25 protein-coding genes are annotated in these 25,391 nt (G+C 61.7%); 19 read left to right on the top strand and 6 right to left on the bottom strand.

Annotated features, from left to right (window positions below; all coding sequences use genetic code 11):
• Positions 1–10: 10 nt before the first annotated feature.
• The 5 genes from AAHK20_RS32255 (at position 11) to AAHK20_RS32275 (ending at position 7,007) form a co-directional block, all read left to right on the top strand.
• Positions 11–919 (top strand): class II glutamine amidotransferase, encoded by a 909-nt coding sequence (locus AAHK20_RS32255; protein ID WP_449185574.1) that lies wholly within the window; start codon positions 11–13, stop codon positions 917–919.
• Entirely contained in the window at positions 907–1,596 is a 690-nt protein-coding gene (locus AAHK20_RS32260) for a GltB/FmdC/FwdC-like GXGXG domain-containing protein (protein WP_449185575.1), read from the top strand. The genes AAHK20_RS32255 and AAHK20_RS32260 overlap by 13 nt, the downstream gene beginning before the upstream one ends.
• 37 nt (positions 1,597–1,633) lie before the next feature.
• The gene (locus AAHK20_RS32265) at positions 1,634–2,992 is read left to right on the top strand and encodes an FMN-binding glutamate synthase family protein (RefSeq protein WP_449185576.1); all 1,359 of its coding nucleotides are present in this window, start codon (positions 1,634–1,636) and stop codon (positions 2,990–2,992) included.
• Positions 2,993–3,834: 842 nt separating this feature from the next.
• Positions 3,835–5,268, top strand: coding sequence for an APC family permease (locus tag AAHK20_RS32270; protein WP_449185577.1), 1,434 nt, complete (start codon positions 3,835–3,837; stop codon positions 5,266–5,268).
• Positions 5,265–7,007: a bifunctional protein-serine/threonine kinase/phosphatase gene (locus AAHK20_RS32275; RefSeq protein ID WP_449185578.1), complete on the top strand. Its 1,743-nt coding sequence runs from the start codon at positions 5,265–5,267 to the stop codon at positions 7,005–7,007. Before AAHK20_RS32270 ends, AAHK20_RS32275 begins: the two co-directional genes overlap by 4 nt.
• Positions 7,008–7,184: 177 nt before the next feature.
• Here the strand turns inward: AAHK20_RS32275 and AAHK20_RS32280 are convergent, their stop codons facing one another.
• Positions 7,185–7,427: a cupin domain-containing protein gene (locus tag AAHK20_RS32280; RefSeq protein ID WP_449185579.1), complete on the bottom strand. Its 243-nt coding sequence runs from the start codon at positions 7,425–7,427 to the stop codon at positions 7,185–7,187.
• Positions 7,428–7,459: 32 nt separating this feature from the next.
• Here AAHK20_RS32280 and AAHK20_RS32285 point away from each other — a divergent pair, with 32 nt between their 5' ends.
• Positions 7,460–7,909: a nuclear transport factor 2 family protein gene (locus AAHK20_RS32285; protein WP_449185580.1), complete on the top strand. Its 450-nt coding sequence runs from the start codon at positions 7,460–7,462 to the stop codon at positions 7,907–7,909.
• 109 nt (positions 7,910–8,018) lie between these two features.
• Positions 8,019–8,855, top strand: a complete 837-nt coding sequence (locus AAHK20_RS32290; protein ID WP_449185581.1) for an alpha/beta fold hydrolase — start codon at positions 8,019–8,021, stop codon at positions 8,853–8,855.
• A gap of 86 nt (positions 8,856–8,941) precedes the next feature.
• Here the strand turns inward: AAHK20_RS32290 and AAHK20_RS32295 are convergent, their stop codons facing one another.
• Entirely contained in the window at positions 8,942–10,027 is a 1,086-nt protein-coding gene (locus AAHK20_RS32295; RefSeq protein ID WP_449185582.1) for a GlxA family transcriptional regulator, read from the bottom strand.
• Positions 10,028–10,089: 62 nt separating this feature from the next.
• Here AAHK20_RS32295 and AAHK20_RS32300 point away from each other — a divergent pair, with 62 nt between their 5' ends.
• The 11 genes from AAHK20_RS32300 (at position 10,090) to AAHK20_RS32350 (ending at position 18,815) form a co-directional block, all read left to right on the top strand.
• Complete coding sequence (locus tag AAHK20_RS32300) at positions 10,090–10,731, top strand: HD domain-containing protein (protein WP_449185583.1); 642 nt, start codon at positions 10,090–10,092, stop codon at positions 10,729–10,731.
• 121 nt (positions 10,732–10,852) lie between these two features.
• Positions 10,853–11,203: a DUF6616 family protein gene (locus AAHK20_RS32305; protein WP_449185584.1), complete on the top strand. Its 351-nt coding sequence runs from the start codon at positions 10,853–10,855 to the stop codon at positions 11,201–11,203.
• Between the two features lie 872 nt (positions 11,204–12,075).
• Positions 12,076–13,599 carry a metallophosphoesterase family protein gene (locus AAHK20_RS32310; protein ID WP_449185585.1) on the top strand — a complete coding sequence of 508 codons (1,524 nt, stop codon included), beginning with the start codon at positions 12,076–12,078 and terminating at the stop codon, positions 13,597–13,599.
• Between the two features lie 73 nt (positions 13,600–13,672).
• Positions 13,673–14,419 (top strand): GntR family transcriptional regulator, encoded by a 747-nt coding sequence (locus AAHK20_RS32315; RefSeq protein ID WP_449185586.1) that lies wholly within the window; start codon positions 13,673–13,675, stop codon positions 14,417–14,419.
• Between the two features lie 18 nt (positions 14,420–14,437).
• Positions 14,438–15,301 carry a sulfite exporter TauE/SafE family protein gene (locus AAHK20_RS32320; protein ID WP_449185587.1) on the top strand — a complete coding sequence of 288 codons (864 nt, stop codon included), beginning with the start codon at positions 14,438–14,440 and terminating at the stop codon, positions 15,299–15,301.
• A complete protein-coding gene (locus AAHK20_RS32325) occupies positions 15,298–15,624 on the top strand; it encodes a DUF1634 domain-containing protein (protein ID WP_449185588.1) in 327 nt (108 codons plus the stop codon). The genes AAHK20_RS32320 and AAHK20_RS32325 overlap by 4 nt, the downstream gene beginning before the upstream one ends.
• A 256-nt stretch (positions 15,625–15,880) precedes the next feature.
• Positions 15,881–16,381 carry a DoxX family protein gene (locus AAHK20_RS32330; RefSeq protein WP_449185589.1) on the top strand — a complete coding sequence of 167 codons (501 nt, stop codon included), beginning with the start codon at positions 15,881–15,883 and terminating at the stop codon, positions 16,379–16,381.
• A 9-nt stretch (positions 16,382–16,390) separates the two neighbouring features.
• The gene (locus AAHK20_RS32335; RefSeq protein WP_449185590.1) at positions 16,391–16,915 is read left to right on the top strand and encodes a sigma-70 family RNA polymerase sigma factor; all 525 of its coding nucleotides are present in this window, start codon (positions 16,391–16,393) and stop codon (positions 16,913–16,915) included.
• Positions 16,912–17,484 carry a sigma-70 family RNA polymerase sigma factor gene (locus AAHK20_RS32340; protein ID WP_449185591.1) on the top strand — a complete coding sequence of 191 codons (573 nt, stop codon included), beginning with the start codon at positions 16,912–16,914 and terminating at the stop codon, positions 17,482–17,484. The genes AAHK20_RS32335 and AAHK20_RS32340 overlap by 4 nt, the downstream gene beginning before the upstream one ends.
• Entirely contained in the window at positions 17,484–18,125 is a 642-nt protein-coding gene (locus AAHK20_RS32345; protein WP_449185592.1) for a DUF1109 domain-containing protein, read from the top strand. The genes AAHK20_RS32340 and AAHK20_RS32345 overlap by 1 nt, the downstream gene beginning before the upstream one ends.
• Positions 18,126–18,140: 15 nt before the next feature.
• A complete protein-coding gene (locus tag AAHK20_RS32350; protein ID WP_449185593.1) occupies positions 18,141–18,815 on the top strand; it encodes a response regulator transcription factor in 675 nt (224 codons plus the stop codon).
• A gap of 21 nt (positions 18,816–18,836) precedes the next feature.
• Here the strand turns inward: AAHK20_RS32350 and AAHK20_RS32355 are convergent, their stop codons facing one another.
• The 4 genes from AAHK20_RS32355 to AAHK20_RS32370 form a co-directional block, all read right to left on the bottom strand.
• Positions 18,837–19,817 (bottom strand): helix-turn-helix domain-containing protein, encoded by a 981-nt coding sequence (locus AAHK20_RS32355; protein WP_449185594.1) that lies wholly within the window; start codon positions 19,815–19,817, stop codon positions 18,837–18,839.
• Between the two features lie 61 nt (positions 19,818–19,878).
• Positions 19,879–21,837, bottom strand: coding sequence for a sensor histidine kinase (locus tag AAHK20_RS32360; protein WP_449185595.1), 1,959 nt, complete (start codon positions 21,835–21,837; stop codon positions 19,879–19,881).
• A gap of 67 nt (positions 21,838–21,904) precedes the next feature.
• A complete protein-coding gene (locus AAHK20_RS32365) occupies positions 21,905–22,603 on the bottom strand; it encodes a response regulator (RefSeq protein ID WP_449185598.1) in 699 nt (232 codons plus the stop codon).
• Between the two features lie 289 nt (positions 22,604–22,892).
• On the bottom strand, positions 22,893–23,507 hold the full coding sequence (locus AAHK20_RS32370) for a response regulator (protein ID WP_449185596.1): 615 nt from the start codon (positions 23,505–23,507) through the stop codon (positions 22,893–22,895).
• A 173-nt stretch (positions 23,508–23,680) separates the two neighbouring features.
• On the opposite strand from AAHK20_RS32370, the gene AAHK20_RS32375 reads away from it, so the two are divergent.
• On the top strand, positions 23,681–25,391 hold a 1,711-nt coding region (locus tag AAHK20_RS32375; RefSeq protein WP_449185597.1), incomplete at its 3' end, for a beta strand repeat-containing protein.

A 25,391-nucleotide genomic window follows, 5' to 3' on the forward strand; every position in this document is an offset into this window, starting at 1 on the left:
GAGACGCAATATGTGCGGAATCGTAGGGTTGCTGGTGAAGACGCCGGCACTACGCGAACGGCTCGGCGAGCTGATGGTGCCGATGCTGATCGGCATGACCGAGCGCGGCCCGGACTCGGCGGGGCTCGCCGTGTTCGGCAAGGCCGTCGATGCTCACCAGCGCAAGCTCAGCCTCTACTCGGGCTTCACCGAGGAGGGCGAGCGCTTCGCTTGGGGCAAGCTCGTCGACGCGCTGAACGCTGCGATGGACGTCACGGCGCGCATCGAAGCGAAAGGCAATCACGCCGTGCTGACGCTGCAAGGCAGCGCCGAGACCGTGAAAAGCTGGCTGCGCGAGCATTACCCGAAGGTCTATCTGCTGTCGACGGGCCGCTCGATCGATCTCTACAAGGACATCGGCTTGCCCGCGCAAATCGCGCAGCGCTACGGCTTCGCGAACCTGAAGGGCTCGCATCTGGTCGGCCATACGCGGATGGCGACCGAATCGGCGGTCACGCCGGATCGTGCGCATCCGTTCACGGCGGGCGAGGACTTCTGCCTCGTCCACAACGGGTCGCTTTCGAACGCGCATGGCGTGCGGCGCAAGCTGGAGCCCGAGGGCATTCACTTCGACACCGACAACGACACCGAAGCCGCGTGCCGCTTTCTCGAATGGCGCCTGCGCGAAGGCGACACGCTGCCGGATGCGTTGCAGAAGGGCTTTGAAGAGCTCGACGGCTTCTACACCTTCCTGATGGGCACGACGACCGAACTCGCGCTGATCCGCGACCCGTTCGCCTGCAAGCCCGCCGTGGTCGCGGAGAGCGACGACTACGTGGCGATCGCCTCCGAGTTCCGCTCGCTCGCGCATCTGCCCGACATCAAGCACGCGAAGGTCTTCGAACCCGCACCCGAGGAGATGTACGTATGGAAAGCGTGACATTCGACCTTGAGCGCACGCCGGTCAGGGCAGTGAACCAGTACCTGCACGGCTCCAGCGCCGAGTTGAACGGCCAGCGGGTCACCGTGAGCTCGCCCAATGGCGCGCACAACATCGCCGTCGGCGTCGATGCCGCGGTGAACATCACGATCGACGGCCACGCCGGCTACTACGCGGGCGGCATGAACAAGCACGCGACGATCGTCATCGAAGGCAGCGCGGGCACCGGCGTGGCCGAAAACATGATGAGCGGCAAGGTGCATGTGAAGGGTTTTGCGTCGAACGGCGCGGGCGCTTCGGCGCACGGCGGCCTGCTCGTGATCGACGGCGACGCGGGGCTGCGCTGCGGAATTTCGCTGAAGGGCGGCGACATCGTCGTTGGCGGCTCCGTCGGCAGCTTCTCTGCATTCATGGCGCAGGCGGGCCGCATGGTGATCTGCGGAGACGCGGGCGATGCACTCGGCGACTCGCTCTATGAAGCGGTGCTCTACGTAAAGGGCGAAGTGAAATCGCTCGGCGCGGACGCACAGTTCGAGCCGATGACCGAGGCGGACGTGACGGCCGTCGCCGCGCTGCTCGACGCGGCGGGCCTCGCGCACGATCCGCGTGCATTCAAGCGCATTGCTTCGGCCCGCACGCTCTATCACTGGAACGCCGACGCCGACCAGGAATATTGAGCCCCCGTTGAACACCCCGATTTTCGAGAACGTCCCCATGGAAAAGCCCGTTCATTTCGCCCGCTTGCAGCAGGAAGAGTCGCAAGGCTACGACCGCAAGACGATCGACTACATCCACACGGCCGCGCAGCGCGGCCTCTATGAAATCCGCGGCCTCGGCGCGAAACGGCACGTGCCGCACTTCGACGATCTGCTGTTCCTCGGCGCGTCGCTGTCGCGCTATCCACTCGAAGGCTATCGCGAGAAATGCGCGACGCAGACCGTGCTTGGCACACGTTTTGCGAGCAAACCGGTCGTGCTCGACATCCCGATCACGATCGCGGGCATGAGCTTCGGCGCGCTCTCGGCGAACGTGAAGGAAGCGCTGGGCCGCGCGGCGACGGCGGCCGGCACGTCGACGACGACCGGCGACGGCGGCATGACGCAAGAGGAGCGCCGCTCGTCGAAGACGCTCGTCTATCAGTGCCTGCCGTCGCGCTACGGCTTCAACCCGGACGACGTGCGCCGTGCCGACGCGATCGAGATCGTGATCGGCCAGGGTGCGAAGCCGGGCGGTGGCGGCATGCTGCTCGGGCAGAAGGTGAACCCGCGCGTGGCCGCCATGCGCACGCTGCCGGCGGGCGTGGATCAGCGCTCGGCGAGCCGTCATCCGGACTGGACCGGTCCCGACGACCTCGCGATCAAGATCCAGGAGCTGCGCGAGATCACCGATTGGGAGAAGCCGATCTACGTGAAGGTCGGCGCGACGCGCACGTTCAACGACGTGAAGCTCGCGGTGCATGCGGGCGCGGACGTCGTGGTGATCGATGGGATGCAGGGAGGCACCGCGGCGACGCAAACGTGCTTCATCGAGAACGTCGGCATTCCGACGCTGGCCGCGGTGCGGCAGGCCGTCGACGCGTTGGAAGACTTGAACATGAAAGGGCAGGTGCAGTTGATCGTGTCGGGCGGCATCCGCACCGGGGCGGACGTGGCGAAGGCGCTCGCGCTCGGCGCCGACGCGGTGGCGATCGGGCAGGGCGTGCTGATGGCGCTCGGCTGCAACAGCGACACCTACTTCAAGGATGGCGCGCTGCATCCGGCCGCTGCGGACTATGCGGCGCTCAATACAGCGGCGGGGTTTTGTCATCACTGTCATACGGGTAGGTGTCCCGTGGGCGTGACGACGCAGGATGCTGTGCTTGAACAGCGGCTTCAGCCGGAAGAAGGCTCGCGCCGGGTACGCAATTACTTGAAGACGCTGAACATGGAATTGGCGACGATCGCGCGTGCGTGCGGCAAGCAGAACGTGCATCACCTTGAGCCGGAAGATCTCGTCGCGCTGACTGTGGAGGCGGCTGCGATGGCGCGTGTTCCGCTCGCGGGCACGTCTTGGATACCGGGTCTAGTGGGCTGATAAGGCTTGCTAACGATGTCTTGGGTTTTTTTTGTCTGTTTGCGGTTGTGGTGCTGTTTGGCTTGCTTCGGTTCGTTTGTGGTTGGCGGTTGGCGTGCAACTTTGAATTCGCGGTGCTCCGGGTTGGTGTGCAACTTTGATTTCGCGGCGGTACGTTTAGTCCGTCCCTTCCCGGGACCGGGGTCACTTTTGTCCTTGCCAAAAGTAACCAAAAGCGCGTCCTGGGCGGACGGCCTTAGCCCGGAGGCACTCAACCCTGTTAGTACCGGTGTTCCAAGCGCAACCGTGGGAAACCGTTACTACTCGACGTGCGTCCCGTTAGTACGCGGCACGGAATTGCGTCCGCTCGCGTCAAAGCGGCGCTGGAGGTCAGGAGAGGTCTAAAGAGGCTGTCTTGCAACGCGGCTCATGCGCTGGGCTTGCCTTCAATCGTAGGCGTGGGGCGCGGCCAAATCGACGGCTTCGATTTGTTGCGACTCTGCGCAATTCCGTGCCGCGTGCAAACGGGACGTACGTCGAGTAGTAACGGTTTCCCACGGTTGCGCTTGGGACACCGGTACTAACAGGGTTGAGTGCCTCCGGGCTAGGCCGTCCGCCTAGGACGCGCTTTTGGTTACTTTGGGCAAGGACCAAAGTGACCCCGGTCCCGGGGAGGGACGGATTAAACGTACCGCCGCGAATTCAAAGTTGCACCCCAACCGCCAACGAACCGAATCAAGGCAAAACAGCACGAAAACCGCAAACAAACCCAAAACCCAGAAACCAATTTCATCAGCAACCCTAACAGCAACCAATCTCAAGCATCAAGCAAGCACCCCACTTCGACGACAGGAGAATCCAGCATGAGCGTTATGCAGCAACCCACCTCGGTTTCCTCGCCATCCGCCGATCTTCGATCGTCGAGCCTGGGCTTCATGGAGACCATCGGCCAGTCGCTGGCCAACATCTCTCCGACGCTGACGCCGTCGCTCAACGTCGTGGCGCTCGCGGCGCTCGCCGGCGCAGGCAGCTGGCTCGTCTACGGATTGTCGACGCTCGGGCTCATGTTCGTCAGTCTCAACATCGCCGTGCTGGCCAGCCGCTTCGCCGCGGCCGGCTCGTTCTTCATCTTCATCTCGCGCTCGCTCGGGCCGATTGCGGGCGGCATCGCGGGATGGGGGCTGATTGCCGCGTACACCGGCACGGCGATGGGCGTGCTCGCCGGCGAGGCCATCTTCGTGCAGAACGCGTTTACGCCGTTCGGCATCGCCGTGCCGACCTGGCTGATCTATGTGGTCAGCGCGGCGTTGGCCTGGTTCCTCTCGTCGCGCGACATCAAGCTGTCGTCGCGTCTGAGCCTCGCGATCGAGGCTGCGTCGATCACGATCGTCGGCGGCGTGCTGTTCGTGGTCTTTTATCAGCATCCGGAGCGCATCGTCGATCATGCGCAGCTGTCGCTGCAGGGCACGACGCCGAAGGGGATGGCGGAGGCGATGGTGCTCGGCATCTTCTCGTTCGTCGGCTTCGAGAGCGCCGCGTCGCTCGGCAAGGAAACCAAGAACCCGCTGAAGGCGATTCCACGCGCGATTATCTGGAGCATGGTGGTGGCGGGCGCGTTCTTCATGTTCGTCGCCTACTCGATGGTCGTCGCCTACGGCGGCGACGTGGCCAAGCTCGGCGCCGATACCGCGCCGCTTCAGACGTTGCTCAAAGGCCTCGGCGCGCCGGCGCTCGCGCCGCTGTTCTATCTGATCGCATCGGTGAGCGCGTTCGCTTGCGTGCTGGCCTCGATCAATGCCGCGAGCCGCCTGCTGTTCTCGATGGGCCGCTATCAGTTCGTCCATCGCTCGATGGGCATGGTCCACACGAAGCACCAGACGCCGCACTATGCCGTGGCCTTTGCCGCGATCCTCTCGCTCGTCGTGAATCTCGCGCTCTTGGGCACCGGTGCGCTGAACACGTTCGGCTATACGAGCACGTTCGCGACCTTCGGCTTCATCGTGGCCTACTTCCTGATCTCGGTGTCGGCTCCGATTTACTTGAAGAAGCAAGGGCAGCTCAAGCTCGCCAATGTCGTGGTGGGCATCCTGGGCGCGGTCGCGATGGTCGGCGGCTTCTTCGGCAGTGTCTATCCGGTGCCGGACTGGCCGTACAACCTGCTGCCTTACCTGTTCGTCGCTTACATGGCGTTCGGCCTGATCTGGCTCGCGATGCTGAAGAAGCGCGCGCCGCAGGTTCTCGATAAGATCGAGCATGACCTCGAATCGAGCGAGGCCGCGATTTTCGACAGGAAATGACCGAGACTCTCCAAGCCAATGCAGTCGAGCAGGGATGCATGACGCTGCGACCCGAACGCGGCGAATGTCCCGAGCTCGACATCGCTTTCGTTTCGGAGGCGGGCCGCAGCGGGCGCAATGAGGACTACGTCGGCGTCATGCTTGGCGACCTTATGCAGCGCTCGACGCGCGGCAGCGTGGTCGCGCTGGCCGACGGCATGAGCGGCGGCCGGGGAGGGCGCGTGGCCGCCGAGCTCGCCGTGCGCAGCTTCATCGACGGCTACTACGCGCCGCCGGACACGCTCTCGCCCGAAGCCGCCGCGTCGCGCGCGCTGAACGCGATCCACCGCTGGCTGCACCAGATCGGCCGCAGTGATGCGGAGCTGAGCCTGATGGCGGCGTGCTTCGCGGCGCTCGTGGTCAGGGGCGGTGCGGCTTGGCTGATTAGCGCGGGGGACGTCCGGCTCTATCAGATGCGTGGCGGCGAGCTCTCGCAGCTCGGCGGCGACGACGTCATGGACGTGCCGTTCGGCGCCTTCGTGGCCCACGCGGTCGGCTTGCAGAGCGCGCTGGTGACGCGCATCGAAAGCTGGACGCTTCAGGCAGGAGACCGTCTGCTGCTGTGCTCCGACGGGCTTCACCGGCGCGTGCCGGCGCGCGAGCTGCGGGCCTTGCTGTCGGCGCAGGCGCCGGCCGACGCGGTGGCGCAGCGCCTCGCCCAGATCGCGCGCTCGCGCGGTTCGACGGACGACGTCTCCGCGGCCGTGATCGACGTGCACAGCGTCCCGGTCCTCGACTATCACTACCTCGAAGGCGTGCTCGGCGACCTGCCGATTCTCGCCGTGCCCGCGTGCGGGGATGTCGTCGATGGCTACGCGCTGACCACGATCCTGAGCGACGGCTACTACTCGCGGATCTTCATCGGCCACGATCTCGCCGAGCCGAAGACGCGGCTCGCGTTGAAGTTCCCGAAGCCGCGCGTCGTTGAGGACGCCAATGTGCGCCAGTCCATCGTCAGGGAGCGGTGGCTCGCCGGGAAGATCGGCGACGAGAATGTTCTCGCGCCGAGCGCGATCGATTCGGCGCGGCAGAGCCGTCTCTATGTCGTGATGCCGTTCCTCGACGGCTTGCCGCTCGAAACGCTGATCACGCCGAGGCCGATGTCCTTGACGCGCGGGCTGTCAGTCGCCCGGCAACTCGGCCGCGCGATCCACGCGCTGAATCGCCAGGGCATCTTCCATCGCGACATCAAGCCCGAGAACATCCTGGTGCTGCCCGACGACAGCGTGAGGCTCCTCGACCTGGGCTTTGCCTATATGCCGGGCGTGCTCGCGCCGGGGCCGCTCACTGCCCCCGGCACACCTGCCTACATGGCGCCCGAGCTCATCAAAGGCGCGCAGGGCGATGCGCGATCCGAAGTCTTTGCGTTCGGCGTCACCTTGTATCGCACCTTCAGCGGCGGGCGCTCGCCATACGGCTTCAACGGCCGCGTGCCGCTGCATCACCACCGGCCCGACCTGCCCGCATGGCTGGATCTCGTGCTCGAGAAAGCGATGCAGACCGATCCGGAGCGCCGCTATCAGGATGCGCTCGAAGTCTGCGCCGACCTCGATCGTTTCGCGGCGGGAGGCAGCGAGACGGAGCCGGTTACGACGCGGCCGTTGATCGAGCGCAGCCCGGTGACGTTCTGGAAAACGGTGGCGTTGATCCTGCTGGTACTTCTGCTGATTTCGCTGGTGCACGATTTCGGGGGGACTTGAGAGCGGAGCGGGCGGGGGCGCGGGCTTGAAGGCTGGCGGCGTGGGACTGAGGCCCGGCTGAGCAGGGTGCGTCGGACTGCAAATCGGCCTTTGCGGACGTTCAGATGTCACCGTTCGTAAGGCAGCTTCAGGTCGCTCTTCAGCCATCCACACCTGCGCGACCACGAATGTCAGCTCTCACCGCGGTCGGATGCGTACTCTCGACCCGGAGCGGCCGCTGGGCCCGGCTTCTGGACTATGGCCGCTTTCGCATGGGTTCCGCGTCGGCCTGGCGCACAAAGCCCGCCCTTCCGCCGCGAAATGAAACACCACGGCATCGCGAGACGGTACTTCGAACCCCCACGGCCCGGCCACGCGCGTGCGCACAAGCACTAAGCCATCGGCGCGGACCGCCTTCAACCATTCGTTCAATGCTCGCATCGCCCCGTGGTAGCAGAATGAGACGAAATGGTATGAAGTTGCTTCATATTGGTATGGATCATCTTCTATGGATCGGATTAAATGAGTCGCTATTAGATGACCCAGAGGCCAGCATGAATAGCAGGGACCACATCAAGCAAGTGATCGAGACCATCTACGACAAGGTCTTCAACCAGGGTCAAGGAAGTTTGTATCCGAGTCTCGTGGCTGGCCCGTATATCCAACACAACCCGTTATTCCCTGATGGCTTAGATGCCATTGTTGGCTATATCAACCAAACTGGGCCTATTCCCTGCGAGGTCAAGCGCATCGCAATCGACGGCGATCTGGCATTCGTCCATGTGCGTTATTTGAACTGGGCTGGCCAGGAAACTGCAGGTGTCGATATCTTCCGTTTCGATGACGACGGCAAGATCGTCGAGCACTGGGACGTGCTGCAGCCGGTGCCGAAGAACGCGAATAACGCAAACACAATGTTCTGAACGGACTGGAAGAGTTCGTCTAGCGCCAGCGCTCAGTCGCGGTAATCGAATGAGCGTTGGTCATTCCATTTAGAAGCATCGAATTTCACGCTGCGGACTGGATACTGACATGACGAAACCGATACCTATGGACAGCGTGGAATTCATCGAAGTCGATGGCTTGAGAATCCGCTTTCAACGTCATCAAGCTGTCGGGGGAATTCCCTTGGTGCTCACTAGCCCATGGCCGGAAAGTCTCTACGCCTTCCATCGGATTTGGCCGATTCTCGGGGTTGAGGCTTCCCTCATTGCGGTTGACCTACCAGGCTTCGGTCAATCTGAAGGTCGGTCGCAGTTGATGTCGCCTCGCGCAATGGGGGCGTTTATACCGAAGCTTTTATCTGCACTCAGCCTTGACCGTGTTCATGTAGTCGCACCCGACGTGGGTACGTCCGCGCTTCTCTTCGCGGCGAGCGAACGCCCCGACCTGTTCGAGAGTCTGGTGATTGGAAGCGGCGCCACGGACGCCGGGCTCGTAGCTGGGACGTTGAAGGATTTGATCAACGCTCCTTCGACTGCCCCATTTGAAGCGACCAGTGGCGATGTGATTGCTCTTGATGCGATCGATCAACTGTTGAAGGTGAAGCCGGATTCTCTTGTAGTGGAGGACTATCAGGCATCGTCGGCGGGGCGTCGTTTCGTGGAAGCGATGACATATGTCCGGGCCTATCCGGCCGATCTGCCAATTCTGCAAGCCGCACTTCCTGGCATTCGCACTCCAGTTCTGAGCGTCTGGGGTGCACACGATCCGCTGGTGCCCCCTGAAAACGCTGAAGTTCTGAACCGAACATTGCCCCGAACCCGCTCGCTGCTGTTCGATTGCGGTCACTTCGTCTGGGAGGATCGTGCGGAGCAGTACGCATCAGAGATTCTCCAATGGATTCGCGGCGGCTACAAAATTGTCTAGAACACACGGCATTTAGCCGGCGTCGAAACGCACCATTTCGCCTTGTTTATCTGCGTGTGCAGCGGGTGCGCCGGACTAGAGGCCGTTCAGGCCGGTTCGCTATGCCGAGCAAAACGTCTCGCATATTCATTCGGACTCACGCCCATGCGTCTAACGAATGCCTTTCGCAGCACGTCGACGCTTCGATAGCCGCATCGACGTGCGAGCTCGTCGGTGGAATTCAACCCCAACTCGAGCGCCCGGCAGGCAGCCTCAAGCCGCACGTCTTCGATATACTTGGCAGGTGTGATGTTTAATTCCCGTTTGAACGTACGTATAAGCGTCCTAACACTAGTCGATAGTCTGTCCGCAAGCATCTCTACCGTAAGTTCCGCATGCAAATGCTCGCCGATCCAAATGCATAACTCGGCCAAGCTTGAGGTCGTTGGCTGCTGCGATTGAAGAGCAACGCTAAATTGTGCCTGGCCGCCCGGCCGTCGAAGAAATAGAACTAGAGTCTTGGCGATTTTCAGCGCGACATCATCTCCTAGGTCTTCGGCCACAAGAGCGAGAGCAAGGTCGATTCCTGCAGATGTACCCGCCGACGTATACACATTGCCATCTTTCACCCAGATAGGCGTCGGATCGACCTTGACTCGTGGGTAACGTTCGGCCAATTGTGCTGCCATACCCCAATGAGTTGTCGCTTTACGACCATCCAACAGTCCCGCCTCCGCCAATGCGAACGCGCCGACGCATATCGAGCATACTCGACGCACGGATGGCGACTTGGCTTGGATCCACGCAACCGCTTCTGGATCAACTCGTTCAATTGACCTAAAGCCAGACGCAACGATCAACGTATCCACTGCTTCATCGGCACGCTGCTCCTGTTCAAGCGTCTTGTGTGCGCGTAGTGCGATTCCGACTTCGCTCTCCAGCCACAAATCAGCACTGCAGCAAACCAATTCGAGCCTGTAGGGGGCGGGCTCATCGATTACCCGATTCGCCAAGGAAAACACTTCGGCTGGCCCGATCACATCGATCGCTTCCACCGACGGCAAGCCCAAAATCACGACTCGCCTTTGCCGCCCAGCCTGCGTCTGCTGACCTCGCTCTATCCGCTTCCTCATTCTCGCCTCAGCGCTAAGCATCAGATCGGATTTTGTCACAAATCGACCGAAAACAGTCAATTGTGACACTCCGGGAGTGCCTAAACTGACCCTCATGCTTAGCTCACGTTTGCGGAGAACACATGAATACGCTGGCCACTATCGGAGGAGTGACCCCTCCGGATTCTGCACTTACCCGGAAAGCGGTATCGCTTGCCGAACGGGTCCATTCGAAAGTACTTCTTAACCACGTACACCGGACATGGTGGTTTGCCGAGTTCATAGCCAAGCGGCGAGGGTTGGCGTACGACCGCGAGCTTGTGTATCTCGCCGCAATCCTGCACGACCTCAGCCTCACTGACGAGTTCGCAGCAGATCAGCGCTTCGAGGTGGATAGCGCTGACGCTGCCAGCCGATTCCTACTTGAGAACAACTATCCGAAATCCAAGGCCGAGCTGGTCTGGGATGCAATCGCTCTCCACACATCAACAGGAATCGTCGATCGCAAGCAGCCCGAAGTAGCGCTCATTCACGTCGGAGCCTATGCGGACATTTTTGGGCTTGGACTGAATGAACTCACGCCATCCCTGATCGATGATGTAGTCGCGCTCTACCCCAGACTTGGATTGAAGGCGGCGTTCACGGAAGCATTGGTTGAAGTCGTCAGGAAAAAGCCCCAAACTGCTTTTGGCACGGGCTTGGTCGACATCGGACATCGTCATGTTCATGGCTTCGGTTGCCCGAATCTGTGCGACCTCATCAACAACGCCCCATTCGAAAGCTGAGTGAATCGCTCACACCAGGGTGGCGAGTTGGCGCGGGCGCGGGTTTCTCCGCGGGCCATTGGCCGTCACGCCCCCTGTCAACGAGGACTAGTTTCGTTCAGCGTACCAGGAGGCATCATCCGTGCAACAGATTTTTGTCGAACTTTACAACTACGGTCCTGCCTGGGCCAGATGTTCGGAAAACGAGCGGACCGATTTTATTAAGAAGGTTATCGGGTCCGTGGAAAGAATGAAATCCGCCGGCGTCGATGTCATCGCCTACGGCAAAAACGCCCACGACACGGACCATCGTGCGCCGTACGATTTTTTTTGTGTATATCGGGTCCCGAATATCGAGTTCCAGCGCGAATTCGAGCGCCAGATTTCGGCCTCCGGGTGGTACGAGTACTTCGAGCAGGTGAATGTGCGCGGGCGAGCAGAAGGCTCGTCGGATGTTCTGCTGGGCAATGTCAAGATGGTTCGGCCAGACTGAATCGTTTAGCGAGGCCCGCAGATCGTCGGCTGATTTTCAGTCGGCGTCCATTTGAATCACTAGAGAAAGCAAGTGCAATAATGACCGGTGAACCCATGAAGACGGACATTCCTTCTCTGTACAGGGTTCGTGAGGCGACCGCGAAAAAGGGACCTCCCTTCCGCGTGGGAATAAATTAGATTGCTCCCAAGTCGTTCCGGGAGCTCCGGTTTTTCATGTTTTTCCTTAAAAAAACATGGGGTCATTGTCCGGTGTGGTCTGTTGTGAGCCGGGCAATACCAAGTGGAAATGTCGGTATCGGTGACGGTACCGACATTTCCTACTCGGACGGCCTAGTCCGATACCGTCAAATCAGTTTGATGGTATCGGTTGACGGTATACGTCCGAGCAGCCCCCTATGCTCACAGACATGCAGTTGCGAGCGCTGAAGCCGGCCAAGAAGATCTACAAGGTTGCCGATCAGCGGGGGCTATATGCGGCAGTGACGCCGTCGGGCGCGGTGAGCTGCCGGTAGGGCCAGTTGCGGTCGCTCGCAAATGTCGCTTAACGGGAAGTAGACTTTGATTGCACTCACTAATCCGCCGATAGAAAGTGTCCCAACAATAGCTGGCATCACCTCCAAGTGTTCAGGGTCATCAGCAGGCGCGACCGACAGGAGAAGTGAGCCCGCGTCGATGCATAATGGGCTGGATTCGCACCGCCGAGGCCGATCATAGCGGTCGAGGCGACGACCATGGTGTCTCGCGGGCACCATCCTCACGTCAATCCGCCCTCTGGTGGGACCGGAGTCCGGCTATTTTGATGGCGACCAAAGGCGGATGGGTCGCCCAAATGGGAATTGTCGAGCGATCTGGCTTAGCGGGGTGGGGAGCATGGGCGCGCAATTCGATCTCAGCCATATCAATCTTGTGGGGTATCTGACCGACGAAACCGGCCTCGCCGCACCTCGTTCGGACCTGGATACGATCGGGCAGTTTCTGATGTCGCTGGCCGACGGCCAGAATCTCATCAGTTCGACCCAGGGATCTCCGGACGACTGGACCCGGCAAGTCGCAGACGCGGCGCGAGACCAGTTCAATCGTCTGAACTTCCAGTTCGGCGAGCCCGCCAATGAGTTGCCGGTGGATTCGAGGCGGTACCTGGATCCGCTCCGGACATATTTCACTGGTTACGACTTCTACGCGCTCGTCCTTCCCGCCGACGACCATTGCCGCGACGACTCCACACAGCGCTTCTACAGGGAGGCCGGTTTCAGTTCGGGCGCGAACGGACTGGTTCTCCTTCCCTCGCAGCGATACGAACCTGGACTCGCCCAGTTCGTTGACCCCTTTCCGGCGTTGCGGGTCCTCGCGGATCAACCCATCGCACCGCCCGGCGTCCTCTTTTGGACGCGGCTCGGCAGCGCCTGCGGGCTTTCTCTGCAGGACGCCTTCAATTTCCTACGTCATGACTTGCTGAACGCGGCTTCGGGTGGACTGAGCGCAACACACGACGCCATAGCGTTCCAGGCGTCCCGGCGACGCTCCAAACGCATTCTTCATCTCAGCGACCTTCATATCGGCCTCGCGGAAGCGACACAACGTAGGTCGTACCTCAAGCGACATGTGAGGGACTTGCTTCCCTCGATTGATCGAGTGGCGGTGACCGGAGATTTGTTCGACACACCATCGGAAGACCTGCGCGCATCGTTCGACGAATTCCGCCGAGACGTCGAAGACGGTACCAGAAAGCGCTTGCTGGTGGTTCCGGGCAACCACGACATGCGGACCAAGGGCAACGCGATCGGCGGGCTTGGAAGAAAGGCCGACTACGTCACCGACCTTGATTGGTCACCGATCGACGTTGATCACGATATGCAGACCGTGTTCTTGTCGTTTAATTCGAGCGAGACTGGAAATCTCGCTCGCGGCCGCGTGAGTTTGCGCCAGCGTCTTTCGCGGGCCGAAAAGCATGATGATGAAATTCATCGCAGAAAGCAGGTACGCGATTACTTCAATATCGCGCTCGTCCATCACCATCCGGTGAATTATGGCTCGCAGCCAACCGCGCTATACGAGCGCATCCTCGCCCGGTTCGGCGGCGACGACCGGTTCATCGCCTTCGAGGAATCGGAGGACTTCGTGAATTGGTGCGTCGGCCGACAGGTTGGCTTGGTACTCCATGGGCACAAGCACATCCCGCACTTGGCGACGGTTCGGCCGACGCAAGGCGGCGAGGTGACGGTCGTCGGATGTGGATCTAGTGTCGGCGCCGAGGGCAAGCCGATGTGCTACGACGTCGTCACGATCGAGCCAATGACGAAACGTTGGAGCGTAAGTTTCTACCAGGACACGCGGGGCGACGGGAGTGGCTTCACCCTTCAGAACGTCGCGCTTGACCTTCGCGTTTCACATTAAGGTTCCTCGCACCTTTTCAGCGAGGGCGTTGCCCCGCCTTGACACGGAGACGTCATGACGTCATGATGTCTATATGAATGCGACTCGCGACAGCCAACTTCCCCTTTACGCGCAGGTGGAAGCCGCCCTGATGGCCAGTATTGCCGACGGGACTTACCCGCCGGGAGCGCAACTGCCCAATGAAGCCAGCTTGCTGGCAACCTTCGGAATAAGTCGGACAACCCTTCAGAAGACCATACAGAATTTGATCAACCGGGGATTGATTGAAATCCGCCGCGGTAAGGGCACATTCGTATCGCAACCGCGCCTTACGCAAGAACTCACTGAACTGAGCGGCTTTGTCGAGGACATGCGCGTGCATGGCCGCCATCCAACAGCGCGGCTGCTCGGCAAGCAAATTGAAATTGCTAGCGATCCTGTCGCTCGCAAGCTTTCGCTTGAGGCAGGGGCGTCGGTGGTCCACATTCAACGCGTACGCATCGCTGACGGAACACCGCTATCGTTCGACGAGACATGGTTGCCAAAGGACATCGGCGAAAAGATCCTTGAGAATGATCTGGAATCCGAACCGATCTTTTCGTTGCTTGAACAGAAGTACGATGTGCCGCTACGGGAGGCAGAGTACAGACTTGAAGCGGTCGCCGCGGATAAGGTTGTCGCGCGAGCACTTGAAATCAAGGTGGGTAGCCCGATTTTTCTCATTGAACGCACGTCGTACAGTGAGTGGGGCCGTCCCGTCGACTATGAAAAGCTTTACTACCGCGGCGATCAGATCCAGTTCGTGACCCGCCTTACCCGGCGCAAGCCGCACGGCCAGTAGCGCGGCGTGGGCTCTCCTATGGACACCGGTTATGTACTCTGGCTGTTCGCCGTGTCGTTCGGGGCTAGTGCGCTAGGCGGGATGTTGGGCATGGCGAGCGGCATTTTCATCGTGCCGATCCTGACCGTATTCGGTCACGTCGATATTCATGTCGCAGTGGGTGCCAGCATCGTTTCGGTGATTGCGTGTTCCTGTGGCGGCGCCGCGCCGTTTCTTCGCGGTCGATTGACCAACGTCCGGCTTGCGATTGTTCTGGAAACTGCCACGACGCTAGGGGCGTTATCCGGCGTGGTGTTGAGCGGTCTCATTCCAGTACCCGTGCTCTATTTCATTTTCGCCGTGGTCCTGATGCTGTCGACACAGCAAATGCTTGCGAGGCGTTCCGATCCTGCCACTGGTGCCTGCGCCGCGAGCATCAATTCGTGGAGTGCCGGGTTACACCTGGATTCTCGCTACCCGGATCATGCGCTCGGACGCGAGATCGAATATCGCGTGCATCGCGTCGGGCTCGGCATGTTCTTGATGTATGGCGCCGGACTGATTTCGGCGTTACTTGGCATCGGCAGCGGCGTCCTCAAGATTCCGGCAATGGATACGGCTTTGCGTCTGCCAATCAAGGTTTCCTCCGCAACGTCGAATTTCATGATTGGAGTGACGGCGGCGGCCAGCGCCGGTGCCTACTTCATGCGCGGCGAAATCGTGACCGCGATTGCTGCGCCCGTGGCGCTGGGATCGGTTGTGGGCGCGATACTCGGAGCCCGCGTCCTCATGCGGGTAGCGAGCGACAAACTGCGTGTGCTTTTCGTCGTCGTGCTCGCAGTCCTTGCAGTGCAGATGCTGCTCGAGGCATTTGGCGTTCATCTTTTCGGCGCTTCGGCATGAACGACAAGGCAGCGAATGCGTCAGCGCTTGAACGGTGGCTGGCCCGGCTTCTACACGACGGCACGTGGCTGGCCGCCAGTACGGTCGCAGCAGGACTCGCGATGGCGCTGCTCGGCCCCTGGGCTCGCGATGGGTTCTCCGCAATAGCTGTCGTTGCCGCCCATATCATGACTGCAGGGGTCGCGCTCTTCATCCTGCTCCCGATCATGCGCCTAGTATTGATGCTCGGCGTTTTCCTGCATCAACGCGACTATCGTTTCAGCGCGATTACCGGCCTGGTGTTGATGATTGTGCTCATCGGATCGATGCTCGGCGCAGCGTGAGTTGCGGCATGCCCTGCAGTCCGCCAGTAACGTAAAGCTGCCCCTCAAAGCAACATTGGGGACCGGTAAGCCCTGTCCGAGGCGGCTGTTACCAGCACGCGACCGGCAACAGCTCGCGCGGGCGGGCGTCAAGAAAAAATATTCAGCCTCACTGTAACCGCGCACCCATCGCCGACGAATTACAAAGAGAGCGCGATGCACAACCTGTCTGCATCGCACGGTGTTCTCTTCTAACATTCATCAGGAGTCCTTGCGCATGAACGCTGTCCGCCCCCTGTTTCGTTTCGCCGATCCCGCCTGGCTGACAGACCGCTGGGGCCTTGCGCGATGGTCGCCGCTGCCATTGCGTCTGATTGTCGGCTATGGGTTCATGGAGCACGGCTACGCAAAAATTCTCAAACATCCGGACGCGTTTGCCGGGATTTTGCATGCGCTCGGCGTGCCGGCGCCGCACCTCATGGCGTGGGCGACCATCGTCGTCGAACTGGTTGGCGGTCTTGCGATTCTCGCCGGTGCATTCGTACCGCTCGTCAGTCTGCCAATGATCGTTGTGCTGATGGTTGCAACGCTGACCGTGCACCTTCAATACGGGTTCGCGTCGATCAAGCTGATGGCTGTCACGTCAGCCGGTGCGCAGTTCGGCCCACCGGGCTACGAGACCGATCTGCTTTATTTTGCGTGTCTTGTCGCGCTGATGTTTGGCGGATCGGGACCGTTTGCTGTCGACGGCTGGCTCGGCCGCCGTGGGCGGAAGTAGGGGAAGGCGATGGCACTTCAGGACGACATTGTGGAGCAGGTACCCCGTCTTCGCCGCTACGCGCACGCGCTGGTGGGCGACCGTGGGTGCGCCGACGATTTGGTGCAGGACACGCTGGAGCGAAGTCTGCGCGACGCGACGCAATTTCGATGTGGCACGAATCCGCGCCGATGGCTGTTGACGATCATGCACAGTGTCTTCGTCGACGATCGGAGACAGGCTTCGCGGCAGACGTCGCCTGCAGCCTTCAAGGAAGACGGGATCGCGAACGCCGGGTACGCAGTGAGCGGCAATCAGATTTCATGTCTCGAAGTGCGAGACCTCGACAGCGCGTTGCAAATGCTTCCGGAAGAACAGCGCGAAGTGGTGCTGATGGTCGGTCTTGAAGACATGAGTTACGCGGACGCCGCGCTAGTGCTCGGCATACCGGTTGGAACGGTTATGTCGCGGCTCTCACGCGGGCGCGAGCGATTACGCGAGTTGACCGCGCGCGTGCGTCCGAATTCGAAACTCAGCGTCGTGTCAACAACGTGACGCACGAGACGCACGCCGGACCGTTGCGTCCAGTCGAGGAACGGCTCAGAACCTTGTTGATTCGTTCACTGGAAGGTGATGCCGCGTCTTACCGCGCGTTTTTGCAGGATCTGACAGGACATCTGCGCGCCTTGCTGCGCAAACGGCTGCACTATTTGCCGTGCGATATCGAAGACGTCGTGCAGGAAATCTTGCTGGCCGTGCATAACGGGCGCCACACCTGGCGTCCGGACGAACCGCTGACTGCCTGGATAAACGCGATTGCGCGCTACAAGCTGACAGACCATCTGCGCGCACGATCGCGTCGCGAAGCGTTGCAGGAACCCCTTGATGACGAAGCCGAACTCTTCGCCGCATCGGACACGGAACCGGCCGACGCACGACGCGATGTGCACAAGCTGCTCGACCAACTGCCGGACCGTCAGCGTTTGCCGATCGTGCACGTCAAGCTACAAGGGTTATCCGTCGAGGAAACCTCGCGCCTGACCGGCTTATCGGAATCGGCGGTGAAAGTAGGCGTGCATCGCGGGCTCAAAGCTTTGGCCATGAAGATTCGGAGGACATGCTGATGAAAACAGATGATCTGATTTCGATGCTCGCAACAGGCGTTGCGCCTGTCGAACGACATGTTGCCGCAAAGCGCTTCGGCGGCGCGCTCACGGTCGGCGCAATGGGTGCGCTGGCGATCGTGATTTTCGGTTACGGCGTGCGGCACGATATCGCCGTTCTCCTGCATGCGCCGCTGTTCTGGGCGAAGCTCGCGTGGCCGGCATGTCTCGCAGTTGCGGCGTTGGCGGCCGCCGTGCGCCTCGGGCGACCCGGCAGGGTCGTCGGCAACTGGTGGGCCGGACTCGCGACACCGGTGGCGCTCGTGTGGCTTGCCGCACTACTGGTGCTCTGGCTCGCGCCCCCCGGCACGCGTGAGCATCTGCTGATGGGTCGCACGTGGCGCTCGTGTTCTTTTAACATCGCGCTGATCTCGTTACCGGCATTCGCGGCCGCGTTGTGGTCGATGCGCGCTCTCGCGCCGACGCGGCTTCGGCTGACAGGCGCGGTAGCCGGACTTGTCGCGGGTACGATCGGTGCGCTTGCCTACTGTCTGCGATGCCCGGAAATGAGCGTGCCGTTCTGGGCGACCTGGTATCTGATCGGAATGTCGATTCCGACGGCCGCCGGGGCGCTGCTTGGGCCTACGGTCCTTCGGTGGTGACGTGACGGGGCAAACATGGCAAAGGTATTGACGATCGAAGACGACGAACGGATCGCTCGGGACGTCGTGCGTACGCTCACCGCGAGCGGCTTGACCGTGGACGTCGTCCACACGGGCCGCGAGGGACTGACGAAGGCGATGGGGGGCGACTACGACGTGGTGATGCTCGAGCGGACTCTCTCGGACCTCGACGGCTTGACGATCGTCGCGACGATGCGCGGCATCGGCATGGAGACGCCGGTGTTGATGATGAGCGCGATGTCGGAGGTCGATCAACGCATTCAGGGATTGCGTGCGGGCGCCGACGACTATCTGCCGATGCCGTTCTCGCCGGAAGAGATGTCAGCGCGCGTGGAAGTCCTGCTGCGACGGCGGTTGCGGGCGGGGAAGACCGAAACGAAGCTGCGCCAGGGGCCGCTCGAACTCGACCTCGTGCGGCGCAAAGCCAAGTATCGCGAGCACGAGCTCGATCTGCAGCCCACCGAGTGGCGCGTGCTCGAGTTCATGATGGCGCACGCCGGGCAAATCCTGACGCGCACGATGATTTTCGAAGCCGTCTGGGACTGCCGCTTCGATCCCGGCACGAATCGGATCGACGTGCACGTCGGACGCTTGCGCAAGAAGATCGATGTCGCCGGAGAGCGCTCGATGATCCGCACGATTCGCGGCTCGGGATACCTGTTCGGTTGATCCGCGCTACAGCATTGGCTGTTAAGCGTGGCGATACCGGTAGTGATTCAGACGCATTTCTTTAGGCGTGATCTCATAGGCGCCCTGAAAGGCCCGCGTAAAGTGGGCGGCGCTTTTGAAGCCGAGTGAATAGCCGATGTCTTTGATGGGAGTGATCGGGTTTCGAACGAGGTCGTTTGCGGCGGTGCGCAAGCGAAGATCGCGGATGTAAGCACCGAGCCCGCCTTCATGTTCGAACAGCCGATAAATCGTGCTACGCGGGAGCCCTAGCGATTCAATGACGCTCTCAGGCGATAATTCGCATTCCTGCAGGTTGGCGCGAACATAGCGTCGCACATGATCGAACATCAACGCGCGGCCGACGGCCCGCTGATTGCCGCTCAAACCCGCCTCGTCCCCGAACGCGGCGACGATCAGTTGAACGAGGCCGGCGAGCCTGCGATGAGCGTCCTCGAACACCATATAGCGGAAGTTCTCGACAAGCGTTCTGGCGCGCTGGACGATAAGCCTCGTGCCAGGTTTGCGCGGGTCGAGCACGCGGCCGTGTATCGCTCCCGGGTCCGAGAACACGTGCTCGAGCACGTAGCGGGGCACCACCAGCGTAATGTACCGGCACGCCTGGCGCATCACGCGTGAGGGTTGATCTTGGTCCGTGGCGAGTACGCTGCCCGCGAATAATGTGGACTCGCGCTTCCCGGCGTGCGTGATTATCGAATGCGCGTCACCGTCCAAGAAGATGGTAAAGCCGATGCTGCGTACGTTGTCGCGCGAAATGCGGGCGATGGTGCGTTCGAATAGGACAGTGTCCGTAAAGGTGTCGCTGATACGGAATTCGCCGATTTCGTAACGGTCGTTGATGCAGGCAAAGGGCTGTCCGATCTGCTCGAGCGACGGCACCACCTCGATAACATGGCCAAGCTGCTCCCAATAGGCTAGCAGCTGCTGCGACGGCGGCAGTCCGGCAACATCGAATCGGTTGTAAGCGATGCCGTTCGCGAGCATGAATAGGGATCCGGTGGCAGAACAGAACTGCGCAAGATTACCCTAAGATCGTCGCTCCACCTTACGTTTCGCATACGTTGCGCGCGAGCGGCAGCCAGAGAACGAAGCGCGTCCCGGCCGCTCCGGAATGCCAGGAAACCGTGCCGCCGACGGCCTGCGCGCGGCGCTGCTGGTTGGCGAGGCCGCGTCCCGCCGTAGTCCCCAACACGCTTACGACGTCGAAGCCCTGTCCGTTGTCTTCGACGGCGACCTGGACGCCATCCCGCTCGACTGCCGTGCTCACCCGGACTTCGCTGGCATGGGTGTGGTGCAGGATGTTGGCGATGCTCTCCTGCACGATGCGCAGGATATGCAGCGCGCTGGACGGGTCGAGCCAGGTCAGGGCGGGCAGCTCCCGCACTTCCCACGACAACCGGATGCCTGTTCCTTCCAGCCGGGGTTCCAGCCGGAAACGCAGCGTGGCCAGCAACAGCAGCAGGTCGGCTTCGACCGGCTCCATGGAATCGATGGTCAGCTTCAGGTCGTCGAGGCAATGCTTGAGGATCTGCGAGACCCTGATGTCGCTCGCGTCGCCACGCTCGACGGAACGAATCGCGCTGATCAGCGACGAACCGAGTCCGTCGTGCATGTCCTGCATCAGGCGCTGGCGCTCGTCGCTGATGGTCTGCCGCCGCTCCGCCTCGCGCAGCTGTTGGTGGCTGAGTTCGAGTTCGGCTTCGCGCGCGGTCAGGCGTCGTGCGAGGTTGGCGTTGGCCTGCTCGACCTCTTCGATGGCGTTGACGTAGCGCCGGTACATCAGGACACCGAACATGCCGAACGTGACGGCATTGGTGTAGGCCCCCAGGAACCAGCCCTCCAGGCTGACGACGTTGTTGTACAGCGTCCAGTCGGATTGGCCGAGAAGCACGCACAGGCCCACGCCCACCGCGATCAGCCGTGCCTCGCTGGAGCGGCGCCACGCGGTGAAGAGGTTCACCCCGCCGACTGCCGCGGCCATCAGCAAGGCAACCGCATAGATCGCCGGAACGATGACGGGCACGCTCGGCAGCACCGGCAACACCGCCACGAAAGGCAGCGTCAAGACCGTGAGCAGACCGGTGATGCCGACCACGGCGATGGTCAGCCCTTTGAGCGCACGGCCGTGCAGCAGGCGCAGGCAGAAATGCACGGCCGCGATCAGCCAGAACAGCGAGTTGATCGTCAGCCAGGCAAACCAGTCGCTGGTGACCGGCAAGCTGACGTAGTAGTGCAGATGGGCAACGAAAGCGGTGGCGGCGAGATTGAAAAACAGCAGATAGCCGGTTTCGTGGCGGCGCCTGAACCACACGAACAACGAAAAAATGCCCATCGCCAGGAACGCCGCGCCGACTGTCGCCGGCAGCTCGCGCTGCAGCCACTGGCGCATGTAGTAGCTGCCGCGCAGTGCGTCGGCGGGACCCAGCCAAAACGAGGACAGGGCCACCGCGGTGTCGGAGGTGTGTTCCAGGCGGATCAGAATCTCGGCCGGCCGCGAGCCGCCGGCGCTGCTGTCCACGACGATCCATAGCGGCGTGAACAGGCTGTTCCACAGCGGGCCTTGTTCCTGCTCCCGATCCACCAGCCGGCCGTCGACATACACCGCAATAGTGCCGTCGGTTTTGAGGCGCGCGCTGTACAGCACCAACGGCCCGGGGGCAATGCGCAATCCGCGCATGGACAATCTGAGCCATGTGACGCGTACGGGGCCGGCGGCGTGAAGGGCGAGGTTCGTGTTGTTCGGACGCGGCCCGGCATCAGGCAAGGCTGAGGGAAGCGTCACGCGGCGCCATGCATCCGGCAGGACGCGGCTGTCGAACACGTGCGGCGGCGCGCTGAAATCCGGCGCTTCGGTCACCTGCCAATCGGCCTCGGTGAGATGTACGGCTGTCTCGAGCGGTTGCGTGCGGCCCGCTTCCGTGTACCAGACACCGACGGCAACCAGCAGCGCCATGGAGAATAGGAAAATCCCTACAGGAAAAATACGTAAAGGACTACGGATCATTCAGAAGTCCTCTCGGCGGGTCTCGATCTCGAGCAAACGGCACAGCACATACCCCAGCATCCCCTTCCTAATCCGCTAACAGACCCAGTGTCCTGGCTTCATAAATCGCTTCGGCCTTCGAGGTGACCTTGAGCTTGCTGTAGATGCGCCGTACGAAAGTCCGCACGGTGAAGGGAGACAGGTGCATCAGCGTGGCGATTTCCTGCGCCTTGAAGCCCTTGGTGATCAAGCTCAGCACTTCCTTTTCGCGTGCGGACAGCAGGGGCGCAGGCGCGGCTTCCGATTTACTGCCTTGCTGGAGACGGGCGAGTATCTGCCGCGCGATGATCGGGCTGATCGGACTGCCGCCGTTTGCGACGCTGCGGATCTCGTCGACGATCCGCGCGGGCGAGCTGTCTTTCAACAGATAGCCGGCCGCGCCAGCTTCGATCGAACGCATCACGTGCCGTTCGTCGGTGAAACTGGTGCTGACCATGATGTTGCAGTCGGTCCATTGCCGGGCGGCGGCGTGGATCACATCGATGCCCGAGCCGTCGGGCAACCCCAGGTCGACCAGCAGCACATCCGACGGTGGACCCTCCAGCAGCGCGAGCGCTTCGGCGCGGGTGCCGGCCACACCGGTCAACTGCATGTCGGGTGCGCCATGCACGGCCTGACTCAAGGCATCGGCCAAGTGAGCATCGTCCTCGACGATTGCGACGTGGATGAGCCGCGTCTCCGGTTCAGCGAGCGCGGTGTTTATGTCGTCTACATGCTGGGAATGCATGATCAAATTCTCGCGGGCAAACGGAGTGGGTGCGATGACGCGTCGTCATCCCGATCGATGAGGGATGACGGCGGTTTCCGTCACGGTTCCGTGCCGCTGCGCGGTGGCAAGCCCATTTGTTGGGCGGCTATGCTGGTGAGTGTCGACGCCATCCCCCGATGCGTCGACGGGCCGAGTATAGGGCCAGCCCTCTTTTGAAAATTGATTGTGCGTCTCAGTTTTTTAAATTCTTTTTAAGAATTCTCTTAACTATTCGAGCTTGAAAAATCGCTTCCGCCTTCGATGTGACTTAGACCTTGCTGTAAATGCGCCGCACGAGAGTCCTCACGGTGACGGGGGATAGATTCATCAGCGTGGCGATTTCCTGGGTCTTGAAGCCCTTGGTGATCAAGTCCAGCACTTCCATCTCGCGGGCCGATAGCAGGGACGCAGGCGCTGCGTCCGGCTTACCGTCTTGCCGCAGACGGGCGAGTATCTGCCGCGCGATGATCGGGCTGATCGAGCTGCCGCCGGTTGCGACGCTGCGGATCTCGTCGACGATCCGCGCGGGCGAGCTGTCCTTCAACAGATAGCCGGCCGCGCCGGCTTCGATCGAACGCATGACGTGCTGTTCGTCCCCGAAATTGGTCGTGACCATGATGCTGCAGGCCGTCCATTGCCGGGCGGCGGCCTGGATCACGTCGATGCCCGAGCCGTCGGGCAAACCCAGGTCGACCAGCAGCACGTCCGACGGCGGGCCATCGAGCAGCGCGAGCCCTTCGGCGCGCGTCACGGCGGCGCCGGTCAGACGCATATCGGCCGTCGTCCGCAGCACTTCTCCCAAAGCATGGAGAAAGCCGGAGTCGTCTTCGACGATCGCGACGTGAATGACCGACGGTTCCTGGTTGATGTTATCGGCTTGCATATGAACGCGATTCTACGAGCGATCGGCACGTCGCCGATGTAGCACATTTGGGCTACAGAAGAGCGTGGTTCGCATCCCTATACTTGTGCCGATTCTTAAAAACCAAAATGCATAGGGGTATGGGGAAAATGGACCGCGCGCGCAGCAGGGGTGGGAAACGACCGTCGTTCGACTTGAAACTGAGGGCCGTGAGCCTGGCCGTGACGGCCGCGCTGGCGGCAATGGCGCCCGCCGCGGCGCATGCCCAGACCATCTCCAGCGCTCAGACCAGCCCGGTGGTCTGGGCCTTCGGCGATTTGACGGTTCAGAGCAGCGGGTCGATTAACGTAGTATCGACTGCCACCGCCGCCGTGCAGTCGGTCCCCGGCGCGACGCTCGGCACCTTGAGCAACAGCGGCATCATCAGCAACACCGCCAGCAGCGGCTACGGCATCTCCATCTCCGCCGGCACGATCGGCAAGCTGAGCAATGACGGCACGATCCTCGGCGGCTATTCCGGCATCAACAACCTGGGCACGATCGGCACGCTCTCCAACAGCGGCGCGATCACCGGCGTTGCCGGCGGCGGCGTCTACGTCGGCGGCTCGCTTGGCGTGCTCTCCAACAGCGGCTCGATCCACGGCGGCGTCGCCGGCGTCTACATCACCGGCGCGACGGGCTCGATCGGCAACAGCGGCGTCATCTCGGACAGCTCGACGCTCAGCGGCAGCTCGGCGGCCATGGGCGGCGGCGTCTGGAATCAGGGCGCGCTCGGCACGCTGACCAACAGCGGCACCATCAGCGGGAACGCACACGGCGTCAACAACTACACCTCCACCAGCTCGATCGGCACGCTCGACAACAGCGGCTTGATCAAGGGCGGCCTCGAAGCCATCCGTAACGAAGGCACGATCACCGTGTTGACCAACGAGAGCCACGGCGCGATCAGCGGCCTCGCCTATGGCGTGTACAACCACGCGGGCACGATCAGCACGCTCACCAACAGCGGCGTGATCAGCGGCGCCGTCACGGGGATCTGGATCGACAGCGGCGGCTCGATCGGCACGCTGACCAACAGCGGCACGATCAGCGGCGTTGCCAGCGCCGGCATCCACAACGACGGCGGCACGATCAGTACGCTGAGCAACAGCGGCGCGATCACCGAGAGTTCGCCTGTCAGCGGAAGCACGTTGCAGTTCGGCGCCGTCTGGAACACAGGCTCCATCGGCACGCTGACGAACACCGGCACGCTCAGCGGAAACATGCATGGCGTCCTCAACTACGGCACGATCGGCACGCTGAACAGCAGCGGCGCCATCACCGGCGGTCTCACGGGCGTCAGCAATCGGGGGACGATCGGCACGCTGAGCAACAGCGGCACTGTGACCGGGCTCACGGCCATCTACAACGCCGGCACGATCGGCACGCTTGCCAACAGCGGGGTCTTACGCGGGAGCCGCACCAGCGCGCTGTCCAACGCCGGGACGATTGGCGCGCTGATCAACAGCGGCACGATTACCGGGGGCACGGCCATCTACAACGACGGCACGATCGGCACGCTTGCCAACAGCGGCACGATTACCGGCGGCGTCTACGCGATCTACAACAAGTCGAACGGCACGCTCGGCACGGTGACTAACTCGGGCGTGATCGCGGGCAACATCGAGAACGACTCGGCGCACGATCTGGTGGTCAACGGCGGGTCGGGCTCGACGTTCGGCACGCTGACCGGTTTCGGCGGGACGATCGGCACGATCACGAACACGGCGTCGAATGTGGTGTTCGGCTCGGGCAACCTGCTGCTGAACGACAACGTCAAGGTCGGCAGCCATACGGTCGCCAACAGCGCGGCGACGCTGCAAGTGAACAACGCCATGACGATCACCGGCAACTACAGCCAGGGGT

The sequence above is a fragment of the Trinickia camelliae genome (genome assembly GCF_053525655.1).